Genomic DNA, 15,077 nt, shown 5'->3' on the forward strand with positions numbered 1-15,077 from the left:
CTCCTAAGCCGTCGGTGCCGGGGCGAGTATTTCCACCACTGCCGCGCCGACTTCCATTCCGGGGGCGGCGGCAATGATCAGCACGTGGTCGCCGGGCCCGACCTGCCCGGTGGTCCACACATGTTCGAGCGCGAGGAATGGATCGGCCGCGCCGGTGTGCCCGATGGTGCGCAGGTAGTCCCAGACCTCCTGGTGCTCTTCGAGTTCCAGTGGCAGTACGACCGTGGCCTCCACCGAGTCGCGGCCGAAGCCGATATGGCAGACCTTGGTGATCTTGTTCATGCTCACGCCCGCCTCGTCGAGGACCTGCCGGGCGGTCGCGGCCACCAGGGTTCCGAGGTTGTGGATCGGCGGCGCCTGACCGGTGGCCCACAGTTCGACGACCTTCGTCTCACGGTCGTCGAAGTTCAGGCCGATGCCGCGGGTGATGCCCGGTGGGAAGATCTCTTCTCCGGCGCGGTGCAGCACCTCCATCGAGGAATCGGAGCGTGAGCCGACCGCGAGCACCTTCGCGAATCCGGCACGCCGTGAAACCACCACCGCCGCACCGGCGTCGGCCATGAGGAAGAGTCTCGAACCACGCCACCGATCGACCGTGGGGGTCGAGTAGTTGTCACCCGTGGTGATCAACACCGCATCGTGCGCGGGATCCGCGGCCAGCCGATGCGCGGCGATCTCGAGGCTGGAAAGCATACCGAGACAACCCTGTTTGAGCTCCACGGCGGAGACCGGTCGATCGACGGTGTGGCGCAGAATGTAGTGCGACGCCGACCAGCCGTCCGGTCCTTGATGGTGGGTGTACGCGTGCAGCAGCGCGCCGATGTCGTCGGCCTGATGTCCGCTGGCCGCCAGGGCCTTGCGGCCCGCCTCGATCGCCAGATCCGGGGCCGAGGTGCCCGCGCTCACGGCGATCGACCGGTAGCCCAGGGAGTCTCGCGCCGCCTCGTCGAACCGGCCCGCGGCCACCGCCGACTCCGTCGCGATCAGTTCCGGTACCTGGCTTCCGATGCCCGCCAGGAAGAGGTCGTGCGTCCGCATGAGCTCGATGAGATCATCTTCGCGGCCCGATCTCATGAGTAGTAGCTACTCAATTTCCTTGCGTTCGAGAACTTTCCGCGGATTTGAGTAGCCGGGACCCGAACTTGAGTAGTCGGGCGTCTGGCCGGAGCCGCACGCCGCCGCAATCATGAACACGAAGCGCTGAAGGAGTGGGGTCTCGGATGAATCAGACGTCTATGGTGCGCACGGAGAAGTACGCGGTGGCGTTTCCCCGCCGGGGATCGATACTCGACGCGAACGAGCTGAACGCCGTCTGCGATCTGCTCGCCGACAACGCGCCTTTGTCCGCGGGCGAGTGGCGGGACAGATTCGAGGAGAAGTTCCGGCAGCATATCGGCAGCCGGTATGCACTTTCGGTGACGAGCGGAACCACCGCGCTGGAGATAGGGATTCGGCTGCTCGATCTTCGACCCGGCGACGAGGTGATCGCCACCTGCCAGACGTTTCAAGCTTCGATACAGCCGTTGCTCGACCTCGGAGTCCGGGTCCGGTTCTGCGATATCGACGCCGAGACGGCGAATATCGACCCCGATGCCATTGCCGGTCTGATCACCCCCGACACCAAGGCCCTGATTCTCGTTCATTACGGCGGCAATCCCGCTGATATGGACCAGATCTGCACTATTGCCCATCAGCACGGACTGCTGGTGCTGGAGGACTGCGCACATGCGATAGGAGCCTCCTATCGGGGCCGGAAACCGGGCTCGCTCGGGGATATCGGCTGTTTCAGCTTCCATACCTCGAAGAACATCACCACGCTCGGGGAAGGCGGCATGATCACCTTCGACCGGGACGAGTGGGCGGAACGCGCCGACCGCATCCGCTCGAACGAGGTGGATGCCGTACTCGGCCCGCCGGGAACCGCACTGGGCCTGCCGCCGTCCGCACTGCCCTGGATGAAGTTCGCCGATGCGGCGTACCGGCATTCCTACACCCAGATTCTCGGCTCGGGCACCAATGCGGTGCTCTGTGAGCCGGCCTGCGTCGCGGGCATCGTCCAATTGGACAAGCTCGATGGCTTTCTCGCACGGCGTCGCATGATCGCGGCCCGCCTCGACGAGGTGCTCACCGCGCATCCCGGGCTGGTCCGGCTGCCGGCCGTCGACCCCCGTGACGAGCACGCCTACCACCTGTACACCTTCTTCGTGCGGGCCGGCGAGGAAGCTCGCTATCGGCTGATTCGAGCGTTGGACGAGCAGGGTGTCGAGGTCCAGTTGCGGTATTTCCCCTTGCATCTGACCCCGGAGTGGCAATCGCGTGGCCACCGCCCGGGTGAATGTCCTATGGCGGAACGATTGTGGTTCTCCGAGCATATGAATCTCCCCTGCCATCCGTCGCTTTCGGACGATCAGGTGGAGCTGATGTGTGCTGCGCTGGAGCATTCTTTGAGTCAACTTCGATAACGAGGAAGTTCAATGCCTTTCATCAATGTCAAGATCCTGGAAAAGCGAATCGACCCGCAGCACAAGGATCTGCTCATAGCAAAGCTGACCGATGCCGTGGTGGAGACCTACGGCGAAGAGATTCGCGATCACGTGTGGATCGTGCTGGAGCCAATTCCCGCGGAGCGGTGGGGCATCGGCGGAAAACCCGTGTCCTGATCACGCCGCGAAATTCTGTACCAGGAGAGAACTATGAAATTCGGTCTGAACTTCTTCCCCGTCTTCGCGCCGGACCGAAAAACGGGAGCTCAGTACTTTCGAGAGGTGCTGGAGCTGTCGAAGTCGGCGGATGCCTTCGGATTCGAGCATGTGCAGACCGTCGAGCACTACGGCACACCGTACGGCGGCTACAGCCCGGACCCGGTGACCCTGCTGGCCGCCATCGCCGCGGTCACCGAGCGGATCCGGATCACCACCGGTGCCGTGATCCCCGCTTTCACGCACCCGCTGAAGCTGGCGGGAAAGCTCGCGATGCTCGACAACCTGTCGGATGGGCGGCTCGACGTCGGTTTCGGCCGGGGTTTCCTGCCCGAGGAGTTCGAATGGTTCGGCATCCCGATGGACGAGAGCCGCCGCCGGTTCGCCGAGGGCGTCGAAGCCTGCCGTCGATTGTGGAGTGAGACCGACGTGGTGTTCGACGGGGAGTTCTCCTCGTTCGGGCCGGTTACCCTGCTGCCCAGGCCGATTCAGCAACCTGCCCCGCCGATCTTTCTGGCGTCGGCATCGAGCGCGGAATCCTGCGCCGCGGCGGGGGCGGCGGGCTATCACCTGCAGGTGGTTCCCTCCATCGTCAGCCACGATGAACTGCTGGAAATGCTCGCCGCCTACCGTGGCGCGCGGCCCGAAAACTCCAGCGGCCGAATCCAGATCAAGTACACCTGTTACTTGTCCGAGGATCGGGACGAGGCGCTGCTGCGGGGCGAGGAGCTCGAGAACAACTACGTCGCGCTGATGTCGCAGGCGGTGGCGTCCTGGGCGCAGACGCGCTCGGATCAGTACGCCGGCTACGAGAAGCTGATCGACAAGGTGCGCCGCTACGACTTCGGCAAGTCGCTCACCGACTGCAAGGTGCTCGCGGGCACGCCGGGAGATGTTGCCCAGCAACTGGCCTCGATTCGCGACTGGTACGGCGAGGATCTCTCGGTCAGTATTCAGATCAACCCCGGCTATCTCGACTACGAGACCTCCGAGCGCACGCTGCGACTGTTCGCCGATGAGGTAATGCCGCTGTTCGACAGTGGAAACCAGGCGTGACCGAATCGGCTCTCGACGCCGAGGTCGCGGTGATCGGGCTGGGCGCCTGGGGCGCCTGCACCCTCTGGCAACTGGCCCGCCGCGGGGTGCGCGCGGTGGGCCTCGACAGATTCGGCAGAGCCCACCGGTTCGGGGCCTCCCACGGGGGCAGCCGGATGTTCCGGATCACCTGCCTGGAGCACCCGGGCCTGGTGCCACTGGCGCGCCGCTCGCTGGACCTGTGGCGCGAGCTGGAACACGACAGTGGGCGGGAGTTGCTCTTCGGATCCGGTGGGCTGCTCATCGGATCGCCTGACAGTCAGGTTGTCTCGGGCACGCTGGCCGCGGCCGCACAGCACGACATCCACATCGAAAAACTGGATCGCGCAGCACTGCTCGCCCGGTATCCACAGCACAGCGATACCGGAGTGGACGACATCGGGGTCTGGGAACCCTCGGCACAACTGATCCGGCCGGAGGAGGCGGTGGCGGCCGCATTGACTTGTGCGGAGAAGGCCGGCGCGCAGATCCATTCGGGGGTTCAGGTTCTCGGTGTCGAACAGTCCGGGGACTCGGTACGAATCCACACCCCGATGAGCTCCCTGCGGGTGCGTCGAGCGGTGGTCACCGCAGGCTCCTGGCTACCCTCGCTGGTCGACCTGCCCGGAACCAGGGTGCTGCGGATGCCGGTCACCTGGTTTCGCCCGGCCGGGACAGCCCCCTCCTACCGGCTCGCCGATTTCCCGGTCTTCATGCGGCAGCTCGACGCCGAAACCGTGCTGTGGGGGTGCGGGGCGGAAGGCGACCACGACGTGAAACTCGGTCTGGAGCAGTTCGGCGCGCACGGAGTGGGATTGGACCTGGAGACCATGGATCGGTCCATCGGCGCGACCGACTGGGCGGAGCTTTCCGCGCTGCTGCCCAGGTATCTGCCTGGCCTGCAACCGAATCCGGAGCGCATCGATCTCGGCATGCTGACTATCACCCCGGATGGTCAGTTCTTGCTGGGACCGCTGCCCACGGCCGCCCAGGTGCTGGTGGGCGGTGGCGACAATGCCCACGGCTTCAAACATGCCGCGGGCATCGGCGAATACCTTGCCGATCTCGCCTGCGATGAGCGGCCACGAATCGATCTGTCCTTCGCCGATGTGCGGCGTCTGTGGTGAGGCGGGAAGAAATGGTGGAATCCACGAGCGCTGAGACACCGCTCAGCCAGGGGTTGAAGGGAGTGTTCGAGCGCCTGGCCGGACTGGTGGAAGCCGATTCGGAACTCGCTGCCGCCCAGTCCGATCCGGCTGTCGATGCGGCTGCGGCACGGCCCGGCCTCTCCTTCGCGGAACAAGTCGACATCCTGATGCGTGGTTACGGCGACCGCCGGGCGGTCGGGTATCGCACTCACTCACACGAACCAGAGATGACGACGCTCAGCTACCGCGAATTATGGTCCCGGGCAGGAGCTTTGGCCGCGCGCTGGAGTGATCACTATCATTTCGGCGCCCAGGATTTCCTTGTCACACTCGGAATTACCGGGGTGGACTATCTGACCGTGGAACTCGCCGGAATATGGCTCGGCATGGTCTCGGTGCCGATGCAGTCCATTGCCACGGGCGACGCCGTGCGGACGGTGCTCGCCGACACCAAGCCCCGGGTGCTGGCCACCAGTGCCGCAAATCTCGACAAGGCGGTCAACGGCGCTCTGACGAGCGAAACCATCGCTCAAATAGTGGTTTTCGACTACCGCGAGGAACTACCCGAACATCGCACCGCGGTAGCTCGGGCGAAGCAGCGGCTGGACAATATCGCCGTGGAGACTCTCGATTCGGCTGTTGCCGCCGGAAACTCCTGTCCGGTACCAGCATTGGCCGACTCGCAAGATGATGACCTGAGTTTCGTCATCTACACCTCCGGGAGTACCGGGACTCCCAAGGGCGCCCTGCAGCCGATCTCGAACCAGCGGATCATCTGGAATCTCGATCCCCAGCTCCGGATGGCCACGGGGGCGGGCATGGTGACCGTCAACTTCTACCCGATGAGTCACATGGTGGGCCGCGTGTCGGTCTTCTTGACGCTGGCGTGCGGAGGCACAGCCTATTTCACCGGATTCGAGAACGACACCTCGTTCTTCGCCGACCTGGCGCGAATCCGGCCCACGGAAATCTTCTTCGTACCCAGAATCTGCGAAATGCTGTGGCAGATCTACCTTTCGGAGTGCGGTGCGCCACCGGCCGGGGAAGAGTTCGATGTGCCGACGCTCGAGCGTATGCGCGCCGAACTGCTGGGCGGGCGGGTGGTCTCGGCCATGGTGGGGAGCGCCCTCACCACACCGCTGCTGGAGAAGTTCATGAAAGCCCTCTTGGGCTTCGAGATGATGAACGGATACGGCTCCACGGAAGCCGGCAGCGGCCTCCTCATCAATGGCTATGTCATGCACCACAAGATCAAGGCCTACCGGCTGGTCGACGTTCCGGAGCTGGGGTATTACACGACCGATCGGCCGTATCCGCGGGGTGAGTTGCAGATCAAATGCCGCACTGTCATCTCCGGCTATCTGGGCCGCCCCGAACTCGATGACGAGATTTTCACCTCGGACGGGTTCTACCGCACGGGAGATATTTTCGCGAAGATCGAGACCGACCGCCTGAGCTATCTGGATCGGCGCAACAATGTGGTGAAACTGGCGCAGGGTGAGTTCCTGCCACTGTCCAAGCTGGAGGCAATTTATCTGACCTCGGCGCGGGTGCACCAGATTGTTTTGTACGCCAACTCGAGTCGCTCCTATCCCCTGGCGGTGGTGGTTCCCACGGCCGCGGCCCAGCACGAGATCCCCGACGCCCGAGAGCTGGCCGATCGCATCGCTGCCGACCTCGCTCGCCATGCGAAACAGGAGAACCTGCAACCTTACGAGGCGCCCCGCGCGGTACTCATCGCCGACGAACCCTTCACCCAAGCCGATGGCATGGTGTCGGATGCACACAAAGTGCTGCGCCCCAAGGTCATCGAGCTCTACCGCGATCGACTGGAGCACAAGTATCGGGAGCTGGAGGACACCGGCGCCGAACTCATGCGGGCGTTGCGGGGTTCCGGGTCGGCCATCCCGCCCGAGCAGGGGGTGCGCATGGCTGTCGCCGCCATGCTGGATTCCGAGCTCGAGACGGTCTCCGGGGCCATGAGATTCTCTGATCTGGGCGGCGATTCGATCTCCGCGGTCACCTTGGCTGGTTTGCTCAACGATATGTACGGCGTGCGGATCACTGTCGCTACGGTCACCAACCCGGCCATGGATATCGATCGAATCGTGCAATCCATTGTGACGCAGCAGGACAATGAGACTGCCGGACTATCCGCAACGGCCGTGCATCCGGCATATCCACGACTCGAGGCCGGTGATCTGGTACTCGACAAGTTCATCGATACCGCATCCCTGAGTCCCGATGCCCGGCAAGGAACGTGGCCGCCGCGACGCGTCCTGCTGACCGGCGCTACCGGATATCTGGGCCGGTTCCTGGCCCTGAAGTGGTTGCACCGGCTCGAGCAAGTGGACGGCACTCTCCATTGCCTGGTGCGCGGGCAGGATGACGCCGCCGCACAAGCCCGGCTGGACGCGGTATTCGACGCCGGGGATCCGGATTTCCGGGCGGAGTACCGATCCCTCAGGTCTCGGCTCACGGTGATCGCCGGTGACTTCGACACCCGCAATCTTGGACTGAATACACAGGATTTCCGCGGTCTCTCGGAATCCGTGGATCTGATCATCCATGCCGGCGCCTTGGTGAACCATGTGCTTCCCTATGCGGAACTCTTCGGGCCCAATGTATTCGGTACCGCAGAGGTAATCCGTCTGGCGTTGACGACGCGGCGTATCCCCGTGGCCTTCCTCTCCTCGGTGGGGGTGATCCACGGTGGCGGAGTACCGATCTCGGACTACCTGGAGAACAGCGATCTCCGGCAGATCGATCCGGTGCGCGAAAGCGGGCAGGGCTATGCGAGCGGGTACGGGGATACCAAATGGGCCGGTGAGGTGCTGCTACGTGAAGCGCACGATCGATATGGATTGCCGGTCACGGTTTTCCGCGCCGGCATGATCCTGGCGCACCGAAGGTACTCGGGACAGTTCAATGCTGCCGACAGTTTCAGTCGCCTGCTGTCGAGCGTCCTTCGCACCGGACTGGCCCCACGGAGCTTCTACGTGAGCACCGACGCCGGGGCTCGGCCGCATTACGACGGTTTGCCGGCAGATTTCGTGGCCGAAGCGGTTTCAGAGCTCATCACGGACTCGGGTTACACGACTTTCCACGTGGCCAATTCCCATGATGACGGTGTGAATCTCGATTCCTTCGTGAACTGGCTCAGCGCCGCAGGCCATCCCATCACGAGAATCCCGGATTACCGGGAATGGCTCTCCCGCTTCGAACAATCCCTGCGGGCATTGCCGGAGAGGCAGAGACAACAATCCATGTTGCCGCTGCTGCACTCCTTGACGGCAACCACCGCAGCCGAGCCCGGGACATCGGTCTCCACCAAGCACTTCGAACAGGCCTTGGCGGAGCGCTCGGGAACAACGATTCCCCATCTGGATCGGGATCTGATCCTGAAGTACGCCAACGACTTCCGGGTGCAGAAGCTGTTGTTCAGGACAGAATGAGCGAGGCTGCGTGTTCGCCGATCATCATGGTGGCGGCATTCGTATTGCCGCCGACGATGTTCGGCATGATGGAGGCGTCGGCGACGCGGAGTCCCTGCACTCCGCGGACCCGTAGCGTCGGGTCCACCACCGCCCGCTCGTCCACACCCATGCGGCAGGTGCCTACGGGGTGATAGACGGTGGTCGCGCGGTTCGGGACCTCGCTCACCAGCTCCGCGTGCCCGGGATACCCAGGGCCGGGGGCGATTTCGGTGTCCACCAGCGGCCCGATCGACTTCGCGGCCATGATCTCCCGGGTCAGTTCCATGCCGTACACCAGGGTGTCCAGATCGCGCTGTTCGGCGAGATAGTTGGGGTCGATGGCGGGTGCGGCGGTGGGGTCGGCCGAGGTCAGTCGTAGCGTGCCCCGGCTCTGCGGGTAGATCATCGTCACCAGGATGCTCAGTGACCGCCGCGGATCGGGGGTGTGGCGGATGGGAGCGTCCTGGTTGGGGCCGGGATAGCCCCACGGCAGCACGTGCAGTTGCAGGTCGGGGATGCCCTCCGTGTACGGGGTGCGGAGGAACGCGACCGCTTCGAGGACGCTGCGCGCGAGCCAGGTGCTGTTGTTCCGCAACGACTCCCGCACGATCGCGCGGGCGAAGTAGCCCGGCGACGAACGGTGCACGGCGGTCGGCATGGCGAAGCTCATCGGCACGAACAGGTGATCGTGCAGGTTGTCGCCCACCGGGAGGTCGGCGACCACGTCGATGCCGAAGGCGCGGAGATGGTCGGCCGGTCCGATGCCGGAGAGCATGAGCAGCTGCGCGGAGCCGAAGGTGCCGGCGCTGACGATCACCTCGCGTTCGGCGCGCAGGATTTCGCTGCCGCGCGCGGTCCGGAATTCCACGCCGGCGGCCCGGCCGTTTTCGACGAGTATGCGCACGACCTGTGTATTCGGCAGCACCGTAAGGTTTTCCGGGCGATCGTCGAGATAGCCGACCGAGGTGCTGAAGCGCAGTCCGTCGCTGTTGCTCTGCTGGAAGACCGAGACGCCTTCCTGCTCGGCGCCGTTGTAGTCGGGATTGCGTGCGACGCCGGTGGTTTCGGTCAGCGCCCGCATGAACGATTCGGAGGCGGGCGTCAGATCGCGGGCGCGGATCACCTTGATCGGTCCCGAGTCGCCGCGGAACTGATTCGCGCCGTCCTCGAAGGACTCGAGCTTCTTGAATGTCGGCAGTACCTCGTCGTACGACCAGCCGGTGTTGCCCGCGGCGGCCCAATCGTCGAAGTTGCGCCGGTTGCCACGCACGAACACCATGCCGTTGACGGAGCTCGATCCGCCGATGACCTTGCCGTGTGTCTGCGGGATGGTGCGGCCCAGCGCATGTTTCTGCTCGACGGTGTAGTGCCCCCAGTCGATCATCTTCTTCAATTGCGGCACGGCGTGCAGCGGCCCGATCATGCCGGGCTTGCGCACCAGCCTGGTGTTGTCCCGGCGCCCCGCCTCGATCAGCGTGACGGCGGCGCCGGAATCGGCCAGCCGGCGCGCGATGATTGCCCCGGCACTCCCGGAACCGATGATGATGTAGTCCGTCACCGCCACGATCGGCCTTCCTGCCCCGCTGGTTTCGCCGCGATCCGCCGACGAAATACGGACGATTCTCCTCCCGGAAGTGTCCTGGGCGGTACGGTTTCAGCGCCCGAATCGGCCGAAAACCGTTTTACCGCTTCGATCCTCCGCTGCTACGGTGATTACCGGCATGCCGGGCGATGACAGGAAAGGCGGCACCGTGACGAAGCTCATCCAGCGTTCGACCAGGAACGGCTCCGGCCGTCTCATTCGCGTATCCGGCGGCGTACCGAGGTACACCTGAAAGTCTGACCACCCAGACCTCTCAGGGCCGCTCCCGGACGATCGCCAGGAGCGGCCTTTTCGCATTCCCCGTAGAACAAACCCGCGCACCTCAGTGCCGAGTAGGTGTCAATGGCGACATCCGCGCGGGGCACGTGTCCGTAGCTCAGCCGGACAGAGCGCCTGCCTACGAAGCAGGAGGCCGGAGGTTCGAATCCTTCCGGGCACACCATCAGGGCCGCTCCCGACATTACCGGGGGCGGCCCTGTTCGTTCCGTCCGAATGCAAACCCCGGTCGCCCGGGGGGACTGCGGTTCAGTGGTCGTGGTCGTCGTCTTCGCCGTGCGGGTGACCGTGGGTGAGTTCTTCCTCTGTGGCGTCGCGGACGTCGACGACCTTGACGGCGAAGTGCAGGCGCTGGCCGGCGAGGGGGTGGTTGCCGTCGATGGTGACGTCATCGCCGTCGACGTCGACGATGGTGACGATCTGGGTGTCGCCGTCCGGGGCCTCGGCCTCGAACTGCATGCCCGCCTCGAGCTCGTCGAGGTCGAACATGCTGCGGTCGACGACGCTGACCAGTTCGGCCTCGAATTCGCCGTAGGCGTCCTCGGGCTCGACGACGACGTTCACCTCGTCGCCGACGGTTTTGCCGTGCAGGGCGCGCTCCAGGCCGGGGACGATATTGTCCGCGCCGTGCAGGTAGACGAGCGGGGTGTCGCCGACCGAAGTGTCCAGCACTTCGTCGGCGTCGTCGGTCAAGGTGTACTCGATGGAGACAACCTTGTCGGAGTCGATCACCATGGTGCGGGGCCCTTTCGCAAAAGGAAGTATCGGACGCGCAAATGTATCCGACGGCGGCGGACTACCTGGCGAGCAGGCCCTTCGCGATGTGGGTGACCTGGATTTCATTGCTGCCCGCGTAGATCATCAGCGACTTGGCGTCGCGGGCGAGCTGTTCCACCTTGTATTCGGCCATGTAGCCGTTGCCGCCGAAGAGCTGCACCGCCTCCATGGCGACCTCGGTGGCGGCGCGCGAGGAGTACAGCTTCATCGCCGACGCCTCCGCCAGGGACACCTTCTCGCCCGCGGCCGTGCGCTCGATGGCATTGAACACCATGTTCTGCACATTGATCCGCGCGATCTCCATCTCGGCGAGCTTGAGCTGGATGAGCTGGAACTGCGCGATCTCCTTGCCCCACAGCTTGCGCGACTTCGCGTAATCCACACAGAGCCGGTGACATTCGTTGATGATGCCCAGCGCCAGTGAGGCGATGCCGATGCGTTCGGCGGCGAAAGACTCCTTGGCGCTGTCCTTTCCGTCGCCCTTCGCCGGATTCTCGGTCTCGCCGAGCAGCCGGTCCGGGGTGATGCGGACATTGTCGAAGAAGAGTTCGCCGGTCGGCGAGGAGTTCATGCCCATCTTCTTGAACGGCGGGCTCTGCACGAAGCCCGGCATGTCCTTGTCCAGCACGAAGGTCAGCACCTTGCGATCGCGCCGGTCGGTGCCGTCCTCCTCGTCCAGCTTGGCGTAGACGATGGTGACATCCGCGTACGGGCCATTGGTGATGAAGGTCTTGCGGCCGTTGAGGAGGTAGTCCGCGCCGTCGCGGCGGACATAGGACTTCATGCCGCCGAAAGCGTCCGAGCCCGAGTCGGGTTCGGTGATCGCCCACGCGCCGACCTTCTCCATGGTGACCAGTTCGGGCAGCCAGCGCTTCTTCTGCGCGAGCGTGCCGCGGCTCCGGATGGTGCCGGCGGTGAGCCCGAGACTTACACCCATCGAGGCCACCAGACCCAGACTGACCCCGGCGAGCTCGCTGTTCAGAATGACGCCCATGCTGCCCGCGCCACTGAACCCGCCGCCCGACTTACCCGCGGTCCCGGCCTCTTCGCGGGCAATGGCCTTCTCCACGCCCTCCCGGGCCATCTCGTCGAGGCCGAAGGTCGCGTACAGCTTGCGAATGATGCCGAACGGCGGCAGCGCACCACTTTCCAGCTGGTCGACGTGAGGCTTGATCTCCTTGTCGATGAAGCCGCGCACCGCGTCGCGGAACATCAGGTCTTCGTCGGACCACTGGTACATGTCGTGAACTCCCGAGGGATAGCCGGAACTGTCCCCCGAATATAGAACACGTTCTACTCAGGAAGCCTCTTCGTCGTCCCCGTCGGCGGCGGGGGGTTCGCCGTCGCCGCCTCGGATGGTCCAGAGGAGGCCGTCGAGTTCGTCCGGCTTGATGAGAACGTCGCGGGCCTTGGAACCCTCCGAGGGCCCGACGACGCCTCGGGTTTCCATGAGGTCCATGAGGCGGCCGGCCTTGGCGAAGCCGACGCGGAGTTTGCGCTGCAGCATGGAGGTGGAACCGAACTGGGAGGTGACGACCAATTCGATGGCCTGCAGCAGCAGGTCGAGGTCGTCGCCGATATCGGCGTCGACGTCCTTCTTCTCACCGGCCTTGGCGGCGGTGACGCCGTCCTGGTAGTCGGGTTCGGCCTGATTCTTGGCGAAATCGACTACGGCGGAGATTTCCTCGTCGGAGATGAAGGCGCCCTGGAGACGGGTCGGTTTGCTCGCACCCATGGGGAGGAACAGGCCGTCACCCATACCGATGAGCTTCTCCGCGCCCGGCTGGTCCAGGATGACTCGGGAGTCGGTCAAAGACGAAGTCGCGAAGGCCAATCGGGACGGGACATTGGTCTTGATCAGACCGGTGACGACGTCCACCGAAGGGCGCTGGGTGGCCAGAACCAGGTGAATGCCTGCGGCACGGGCCTTCTGGGTGATCCGGACGATCGCGTCTTCCACGTCCCGGGGCGCCGTCATCATGAGGTCGGCGAGCTCGTCGACAATGGCGAGGATGTACGGGTAAGGGCGGTACACCCGTTCACTGCCCAGCGGCGCGGTGATCTGCCCCGACTTGACCTTGCGGTTGAAGTCGTCGATATGCCGGACCTTGTTGGCCTGCATGTCCTGATAACGCTGTTCCATCTCCTCCACCAGCCAGGCCAGCGCGGCGGCGGCCTTCTTGGGCTGGGTGATGATGGGCGTGATCAGGTGTGGAATGCCTTCGTAGGGCGTGAGTTCCACCATTTTCGGGTCGATGAGGATCATGCGCACCTCATCGGGAGTGGCCCGGTGCAGCAGTGAGATCAGCATCGAGTTCACGAAACTCGACTTACCGGAACCGGTGGAACCGGCCACCAGTAAGTGCGGCATCTTGGCCAGGTTCGCGGACAGGAACTCGCCCTCGATGTTCTTGCCCAGGCCGATCACCAGCGGGTGATGGTCATTGCGGGTCGAGGGGGCCTTGAGCACGTCCGCCAGGCGCACCAATTCGCGGTCGGCATTGGGGACTTCGATGCCGACGGCCGACTTGCCGGGGATGGGCGCGAGTAGTCGCACGTTCTCGGTGGCCACCGCGTAGGCGAGGTTGCGGGCCAGGGCGGTGATCTTCTCGACCTTCACGCCCGGGCCCAGCTCCACCTCGTAGCGGGTGACGGTCGGGCCGCGCACGAAACCGGTGACGGCGGCGTCGATCTTGAACTGCACCAGGACTTCGGTGATCGCCTCGATCATGGATTCATTGGCGGCCGAACGCTTCTTGGGCGGATCACCGTCGGTGAGCAGGGTCAGCGGCGGCAACTGGTAGTCGCCCTCGACCTCGCGCTCGGTGACGAACTCCAGCTGCTGCGGTTCGGGCGGCGGCGGGGTCTGGTCGACGACCTTCGGGGCCTTGCGCGGCTTGGGTTTCGGCTTCTCGGGCGCGATCTCCTTGGCGTCCTGCAGCGGGGGTTCGCCGATGACCTCGGTGGCCGCGTCGGAGCCGCCGAACTCGTCGGGCGGGTAGTTCTCCGAGGGCGTCTTGCCGCGCCGGCGGCGTACCTCGGGGCGATGCAGCGGGAACCCGTCGGCGTCATAGCCGTCCGGGTCGTAGAGGCCGGGTTCGTCGGAGTAGCCCTCGTATTCGTCACCGTGACTGCCGGTGCCGAAGATCTCGCGCAACGCCTCGGGTACCTCGCGCACGGTGGTGCCGGTGAGCAGCAGCAGGCCGAATCCGACCGCCAGCAACAACAACGGCACGGCCAGCCAGGCGCTGAGCCCGTCCGCCAGCGGACCGCCGACCACATATCCGACGAATCCGGCAGCATGCTCACGCCCGTGCGCATCGGCCGGCGCACCCGCCGCGAGATGCCAGATACCCAGCAGCGGCAACCCGACCAGCAGCCCACCCAGCACCAGCCGCGGCCGGATCTCCGGATGCGGTTCGGTGCGCATGAGAATCACCGCGATACCGATGGTCACGAACGGCAATGCGGCCGAAGCGGATCCGGCCACCATCCGCACCGCGGTATCCACCCAATGCCCGACCGGACCACCCGCCGTGAACCATACGGCCGCCGCGATCACGAACGCGAAAGCCACCAGCCCCAGCGCGATCCCGTCACGCCGATGCCCGTGCTCGATCTCCCCCGCCCGGCTGACGGCCCGCGTGGTCGCCCCCAGCCCGCGCGCCATCACGTTCCACCCGCTGGTGACACCCCGCTGCACCACGGCCAGAGGCGCGGTATTCGACCTCCGCCGCGGCGCCGCCTTCCGCGCCGGCGCTCGCCGCGGCGCCGCCCCCCGGGCCCGCGTACCGGTACGCGGAGTACGTGCCTGGGACCGCGCAGGAGACTGTCCCCGCGTCGATCCCGCGCGCGAACGTGAGGATGCGGTGCCGCGGGCCTTACCTGCCATGCACCCCAGGCTAGCCGCAACGGCCCCACCCGGACCATCCGCAACACTCGACCCACCCATTTCAGACATGTGGCGCTCACTACGTCGACGCACGTTTTTCACCCCGCCGACCCGGCGCCGAGTGGCACATGA

10 protein-coding genes and 1 tRNA gene are annotated in these 15,077 nt (G+C 65.0%); 6 read left to right on the forward strand and 5 right to left on the reverse strand.

The window, feature by feature from the left end; all coding sequences use genetic code 11:
- Nucleotides 1-3: 3 nt before the first annotated feature.
- Complete coding sequence (locus tag ACIP5Y_RS02230) at nucleotides 4-1,074, reverse strand: ketoacyl-ACP synthase III family protein (RefSeq protein WP_400346810.1); 1,071 nt, start codon at nucleotides 1,072-1,074, stop codon at nucleotides 4-6.
- A gap of 146 nt (nucleotides 1,075-1,220) precedes the next feature.
- On the opposite strand from ACIP5Y_RS02230, the gene ACIP5Y_RS02235 reads away from it, so the two are divergent.
- Genes ACIP5Y_RS02235 through ACIP5Y_RS02255 form a run of 5 tightly spaced genes read left to right on the forward strand, consistent with a single transcriptional unit; the run spans nucleotide 1,221 to nucleotide 8,376 of the window.
- Complete coding sequence (locus ACIP5Y_RS02235; protein ID WP_400346812.1) at nucleotides 1,221-2,462, forward strand: DegT/DnrJ/EryC1/StrS family aminotransferase; 1,242 nt, start codon at nucleotides 1,221-1,223, stop codon at nucleotides 2,460-2,462.
- A 12-nt stretch (nucleotides 2,463-2,474) separates the two neighbouring features.
- Nucleotides 2,475-2,660, forward strand: coding sequence for a 4-oxalocrotonate tautomerase family protein (locus ACIP5Y_RS02240; RefSeq protein ID WP_397010583.1), 186 nt, complete (start codon nucleotides 2,475-2,477; stop codon nucleotides 2,658-2,660).
- 33 nt (nucleotides 2,661-2,693) lie between these two features.
- Nucleotides 2,694-3,755: an LLM class flavin-dependent oxidoreductase gene (locus ACIP5Y_RS02245; protein ID WP_400346813.1), complete on the forward strand. Its 1,062-nt coding sequence runs from the start codon at nucleotides 2,694-2,696 to the stop codon at nucleotides 3,753-3,755.
- Entirely contained in the window at nucleotides 3,752-4,900 is a 1,149-nt protein-coding gene (solA, locus tag ACIP5Y_RS02250; RefSeq protein WP_400346815.1) for an N-methyl-L-tryptophan oxidase, read from the forward strand. Before ACIP5Y_RS02245 ends, solA begins: the two co-directional genes overlap by 4 nt.
- Nucleotides 4,901-4,911: 11 nt before the next feature.
- Nucleotides 4,912-8,376, forward strand: coding sequence for a thioester reductase domain-containing protein (locus ACIP5Y_RS02255; RefSeq protein ID WP_400346817.1), 3,465 nt, complete (start codon nucleotides 4,912-4,914; stop codon nucleotides 8,374-8,376).
- On the opposite strand, the gene ACIP5Y_RS02260 is transcribed toward ACIP5Y_RS02255, so the two are convergent.
- Nucleotides 8,363-9,961 carry a GMC family oxidoreductase gene (locus ACIP5Y_RS02260; RefSeq protein WP_400346819.1) on the reverse strand — a complete coding sequence of 533 codons (1,599 nt, stop codon included), beginning with the start codon at nucleotides 9,959-9,961 and terminating at the stop codon, nucleotides 8,363-8,365. The two genes, ACIP5Y_RS02255 and ACIP5Y_RS02260, sit on opposite strands and share 14 nt — an antisense overlap.
- Before the next feature lie 404 nt (nucleotides 9,962-10,365).
- Between ACIP5Y_RS02260 and ACIP5Y_RS02265 the strand changes: the two genes are divergently transcribed.
- A tRNA-Arg gene (locus ACIP5Y_RS02265) sits at nucleotides 10,366-10,442 on the forward strand.
- A gap of 83 nt (nucleotides 10,443-10,525) precedes the next feature.
- Here the strand turns inward: ACIP5Y_RS02265 and ACIP5Y_RS02270 are convergent.
- From ACIP5Y_RS02270 to ACIP5Y_RS02280, 3 genes are all read right to left on the reverse strand, one after another.
- Complete coding sequence (locus ACIP5Y_RS02270) at nucleotides 10,526-11,011, reverse strand: peptidylprolyl isomerase (protein ID WP_400346821.1); 486 nt, start codon at nucleotides 11,009-11,011, stop codon at nucleotides 10,526-10,528.
- A 61-nt stretch (nucleotides 11,012-11,072) separates the two neighbouring features.
- Nucleotides 11,073-12,293 carry an acyl-CoA dehydrogenase family protein gene (locus ACIP5Y_RS02275; protein WP_400346823.1) on the reverse strand — a complete coding sequence of 407 codons (1,221 nt, stop codon included), beginning with the start codon at nucleotides 12,291-12,293 and terminating at the stop codon, nucleotides 11,073-11,075.
- Between the two features lie 57 nt (nucleotides 12,294-12,350).
- Nucleotides 12,351-14,945 (reverse strand): DNA translocase FtsK, encoded by a 2,595-nt coding sequence (locus tag ACIP5Y_RS02280; protein ID WP_400346825.1) that lies wholly within the window; start codon nucleotides 14,943-14,945, stop codon nucleotides 12,351-12,353.
- Between the last annotated feature and the right edge of the window lie 132 nt (nucleotides 14,946-15,077).

The sequence above is a fragment of the Nocardia sp. NPDC088792 genome, assembly GCF_044750615.1.
Lineage (GTDB): Bacteria > Actinomycetota > Actinomycetes > Mycobacteriales > Mycobacteriaceae > Nocardia.